Consider the following 1,807-nt stretch of genomic DNA (forward strand, 5'->3'; position numbering starts at 1 on the left):
CTTCTTATACGGCCTTTTCTCATAGTCTTATACAGGATGATAGAACATTTGTCTATCTCCTTAAGTACTGTTCTGGCTTGGTAAAAAGAAACTAAAGGCAGGTTTATCTTGCGGCCGACATCCGCGATGCGGTGTCTGTAGGCTCCCGTCAAAGTGCTGCCCTTAGTCCTGTTTATTAATATTTACAAAGATATGAGCCTCTTGGCTTGTGCGTCCGCTGATAGGGAAACACCCTGCTAAGTAATAGATATGCAAATCCCGGATGTCTTTTTTTCACCAGGGGGTATGATAATAACGCGATATGTAATGGATTGACGACAGGTGTAGTTGATCGTCATGAAGGCATGGCGTATACTTAGCATACGGGTCACAAGGGAGGCCCTCATATCTTTGTAAATATTAATAAACAGGACTAAGGGCAGCACTTTGACGGGAGCCTACAGACACCGCATCGCGGATGTCGGCCGCAAGATAAACCTGCCTTTAGTTTCTTTTTACCAAGCCAGAACAGTACTTAAGGAGATAGACAAATGTTCTATCATCCTGTATAAGACTATGAGAAAAGGCCGTATAAGAAGTTCCTGTTAGTGTTTTACTTTTTAACAAAATCGCTTATGTTAAAGTATTCTCTTGGCATCGATATTTCCCAAAAGGATTTCCATGCCTGTCTCTCCGTTATTGATGCCAGTCAACAAGTAAAAGTAAAAGCCAGCCGCAAGTTTTCCAATCAGGCAACAGGGTTTAAGGAATTGCTATTGTGGATGGGGAATCACAGAAAAGAGTTAAATGTACCGCTCATTATTGTGATGGAGGCTACAGGGGTTTATTATGAATCCTGTGCCATGTACCTTTTTAAGGCTGGATTCGAGGTTGCTGTGGTATTACCCAATAAGGCAAAGAAATATATGCAGGCCTTGGGCCTTAAAACTAAGAATGACAAGATAGATGCCACAGGCCTTGCCCGTATGGGTGCCGAACAATGCCTGGAGTTGTGGCAACCCATGGATGAGTTTTTTTATACGCTGCGTGCACTTACCCGTCACCACCAAAGTCTTCAGGAAGTAAAGACCAATATAAGTAATCAGTTGCATGCTGATGAACACAGTATTTACAGCAATAAAAAGGTAATGAAGCAACTCAAAAAACTGATTTCAACTATAGAAAAAGAAATGTTGGAGATGAAACAGGAAATAGACAAGCAGCTTTACAGTAATCCGGAAATCGCTGAAAAGGTAAAACATATAACAGATATAAAAGGACTTGGTAATATAACCGTAGCAACAATCCTTGCAGAAACCAATGGCTTTACTTTATTCAGATCTATCAGTCAATTGGTGAGTTTCTCTGGTTACGATGTAGTAGAAAATCAGTCGGGCAAGCACACCGGCAAAACCAGGATCTCTAAAAAGGGCAATAGTCATATTCGCAGGGCATTACACTTGCCTGCGTTTAATATGATCCGTTATGATGTTGGCAATTTCAGGATCTTTTTTGATCGTATTCTTAACCGGCATGGTCAGAAAATGAAAGCATATGTTGCAGTACAAAAGAAATTGTTAGTGCTTATTTATACATTATGGAAGAAAAATGAAGCTTTCAAAATTGATAAAGCTACAACACAAAATATATCTGGAGAAAAGGAGACGGAGCCTTCTTTCGCTTAGCCCAAAGGGCTAAAATAAGTAGCCCGGCAAAAGCCAGGCTACACAAGATAGTCATCCGTCGAATGATCGCCGTATGCCTTCTTTCGCAAAGGCAAAGTTAAATGAAAATATTATCGAAATAAACTTGTTTTTAATGACAGTAC

General features: G+C 40.3%; 1 protein-coding gene. It reads left to right on the forward strand.

The features are described 5' to 3' along the window. Positions 1-587 precede the first annotated feature (587 nt). Positions 588-1,664: an IS110 family RNA-guided transposase gene (locus tag AC1DU2_RS30805; protein WP_477389463.1), complete on the forward strand. Its 1,077-nt coding sequence runs from the start codon at positions 588-590 to the stop codon at positions 1,662-1,664. Positions 1,665-1,807: the final 143 nt, after the last annotated feature.

It is taken from the genome of Mucilaginibacter sp. P4_C11 (assembly GCF_056402115.1).